The sequence below is a fragment of the Cryobacterium sp. MLB-32 genome (genome assembly GCF_000738085.1).
Lineage (GTDB): Bacteria > Actinomycetota > Actinomycetes > Actinomycetales > Microbacteriaceae > Cryobacterium.
In genome coordinates this window covers 1-2,547 of record NZ_JPRS01000330.1, presented here as the reverse complement: position 1 = coordinate 2,547, position 2,547 = coordinate 1, and the positions used below count along the sequence as shown (strand labels likewise).

Sequence of the window (2,547 nt, the reverse complement as noted above, 5' to 3'; positions counted from 1 at the left end):
ATGATCATCCCCGGCATGCTCGGGCACACCATCGCAGTGCACGACGGTCGCAAGCACATCCCGGTGTTCGTCACCGAGAGCATGGTTGGGCACAAACTCGGTGAGTTCGCCCCCACGCGCACCTTCCGTGGTCACGTGAAGGACGACAAGAAGGGCCGTCGCCGCTAACGCGGGGACGTGAAGGAGGAGAAGAAATGGTGGAGTCGATCGCACGCGTGCGTCACATCCGCGTTACCCCCCAGAAGGCTCGACGCGTCGTCAACATGATTCGCGGCAAGCAGGCGCATGAAGCGCTGGGCATTCTGAAGTTCGCGCCCCAGGGTGCGAGCGATCCCGTGTACAAGCTGGTGGCTTCGGCCATCGCGAACGCACGGGTCAAGGCAGATGCTGCGAACACGTATCTGGACGAGCAGGACCTGTTCATCAGCCGGGCATTCGTTGACGAGGGTACGACCCTCAAGCGTTTCCAGGCTCGTGCACAGGGTCGCGCTTTCGAAATCAAGAAGCGCACCAGCCACATCACGGTTGTGCTCACCACTCCTGAGGAGGGTACGAAGTAATGGGTCAGAAAGTAAACCCCTATGGCTTCCGTCTGGGAATCACGACCGACCACGTGTCGCGTTGGTTCTCTGACTCAACGAAGCCGGGTCAGCGTTACGCTGACTTTGTTGCAGAAGACGTCAAGATCCGCAGCCTGTTGAGCACCAGCCTCGACCGTGCCGGCGTGTCTCGCATCGAGATCGAGCGCACTCGCGACCGTGTCCGCGTTGACATTCACACCGCCCGTCCGGGCATTGTGATTGGTCGCCGCGGCGCGGAGGCCGAGCGCATCCGCTCCGACCTCGAGAAGCTCACCGCCAAGCAGATTCAGCTGAACATCCTCGAGGTCAAGAACCCCGAGCAGGATGCACAGCTCGTCGCCCAGGGCATTGCCGAGCAGCTCTCCGCTCGTGTGGCTTTCCGCCGCGCGATGCGTAAGGGCCTGCAGGGCGCCCAGCGCGCCGGAGCCAAGGGTGTTCGCATCCAGGTCTCCGGTCGTCTCGGCGGCGCCGAGATGAGCCGTTCGGAGTTCTACCGCGAAGGCCGTGTGCCGCTGCACACGCTTCGTGCGAACATCGACTACGGCTTCTACGAGGCCAAGACCACCTTCGGCCGCATCGGCGTGAAGGTCTGGATCTACAAGGGCGACATCACCAACAAGGAACTCGCTCGCGAGCAGGCCAACGCTAAGTCGTCCCGCCCCGAGCGTCGTGACGACCGACCGCGCCGTGCGCCCCGCGTAGATGCTCCGGCAACTGCGGCAGCTGCAGCACCGGTCGCAGCAGGAGTTGAGGCTAAATAATGTTGATTCCACGTAGAGTCAAGCACCGCAAGCAGCACCACCCGGGCCGTACCGGCCACGCAACCGGTGGCACCACGGTGTCGTTCGGTGAGTACGGTATCCAGGCGTTGACCCCCGCGTATGTGACCAACCGTCAGATCGAGTCCGCTCGTATCGCCATGACGCGTCACATCAAGCGTGGCGGGAAGGTGTGGATCAACATCTACCCCGACCGTCCGCTCACCAAGAAGCCGGCCGAAACCCGCATGGGTTCCGGTAAGGGTTCTGTCGAGTGGTGGGTTGCCAACGTCAAGCCGGGTCGTGTTCTCTTCGAGCTCAGCGGTGTCACCGACGCCGTTGCGAAAGAGGCACTGACCCGTGCTATTCACAAGCTGCCCCTCAAGGCACGCATCATCAAGCGCGAGGAGGGCGACGCATAATGGCGATCGGAACCAAGGAGCTCGCCCCAGTCGAGCTCGATACTTTTGAAAATGAGCGACTGTTCGACGAGCTGAAGAAGGCCAAGGAAGAGCTGTTCAACCTGCGCTTCCAGTCGGCCACCGGCCAGCTCGAAAGCCACGGCCGCCTGCGCGCCGTGAAGCGCGACATCGCTCGCATCTACACCGTTCTGCGCGAACGCGAGCTGGGCATTCGTGCCACGCCCGTTGCAGTCGAGGCTCCGGCCAAGGCTGAGAAGGCAGAAAAGAAGACCAAGAAGGCCAAGGCCGCACCGGAGTCCACCACGGATGACGCCGCAGCCGAGGCCGTCGAGACGAAGGAGGCCTAGTCATGGCGAAGACTGACGAAACGGTCGTCGCAGGCGAGGCCACCGAGCTCGTACGCGGTTACCGCAAGACGCTGCGTGGCTATGTCACCAGCGACAAGATGAACAAAACCATCATTGTCGTGGTTGAAGACCGCGTGAAGCACCCGCTGTACGGCAAGGTCATCCGCCGTACATCCAAGCTGAAGGCGCACGATGAGGCGAATTCCGCCGGCATCGGTGACCTGGTCCTGATCAGTGAGACCCGTCCGCTCAGCGCTTCCAAGCGCTGGCGCCTGGTCGAAATTCTCGAGAAGGCCAAGTAAGCCTCGCGCTTACTTGACAGAAGGAGATAAAAAGTGCTTCAGCAAGAATCACGCGTCCGGGTTGCCGACAACTCTGGCGCCAAGGAACTCTTGACCATTCGCGTTCTCGGTGGCTCCGGCCGCCGCTACGCGGGTCT

General features: G+C 62.0%; 7 protein-coding genes. All 7 read left to right on the top strand.

The genetic code is table 11. From position 1 onward, the window contains the following. Positions 1-168, top strand: a 168-nt coding sequence (locus tag JF66_RS18250) for a ribosomal protein S19 family protein (protein WP_035880250.1), incomplete at its 5' end; no start/stop codon positions are given. A gap of 26 nt (positions 169-194) precedes the next feature. Continuing rightward, on the top strand, positions 195-560 hold the full coding sequence (gene rplV, locus JF66_RS18245) for a 50S ribosomal protein L22 (RefSeq protein WP_035880249.1): 366 nt from the start codon (positions 195-197) through the stop codon (positions 558-560). Next, complete coding sequence (gene rpsC / locus JF66_RS18240; protein ID WP_035880248.1) at positions 560-1,342, top strand: 30S ribosomal protein S3; 783 nt, start codon at positions 560-562, stop codon at positions 1,340-1,342. Before rplV ends, rpsC begins: the two co-directional genes overlap by 1 nt. After that, on the top strand, positions 1,342-1,761 hold the full coding sequence (gene rplP, locus JF66_RS18235) for a 50S ribosomal protein L16 (protein ID WP_035880247.1): 420 nt from the start codon (positions 1,342-1,344) through the stop codon (positions 1,759-1,761). The genes rpsC and rplP overlap by 1 nt, the downstream gene beginning before the upstream one ends. Continuing rightward, positions 1,761-2,108, top strand: a complete 348-nt coding sequence (gene rpmC, locus JF66_RS25160) for a 50S ribosomal protein L29 (protein ID WP_035880246.1) — start codon at positions 1,761-1,763, stop codon at positions 2,106-2,108. The genes rplP and rpmC overlap by 1 nt, the downstream gene beginning before the upstream one ends. Positions 2,109-2,110: 2 nt before the next feature. Then, positions 2,111-2,410 carry a 30S ribosomal protein S17 gene (gene rpsQ / locus JF66_RS18225; protein ID WP_035834619.1) on the top strand — a complete coding sequence of 100 codons (300 nt, stop codon included), beginning with the start codon at positions 2,111-2,113 and terminating at the stop codon, positions 2,408-2,410. A gap of 33 nt (positions 2,411-2,443) precedes the next feature. Beyond that, positions 2,444-2,547 (top strand): uL14 family ribosomal protein (locus JF66_RS18220; protein WP_035880245.1); only part of this gene is annotated, 104 nt, incomplete at its 3' end.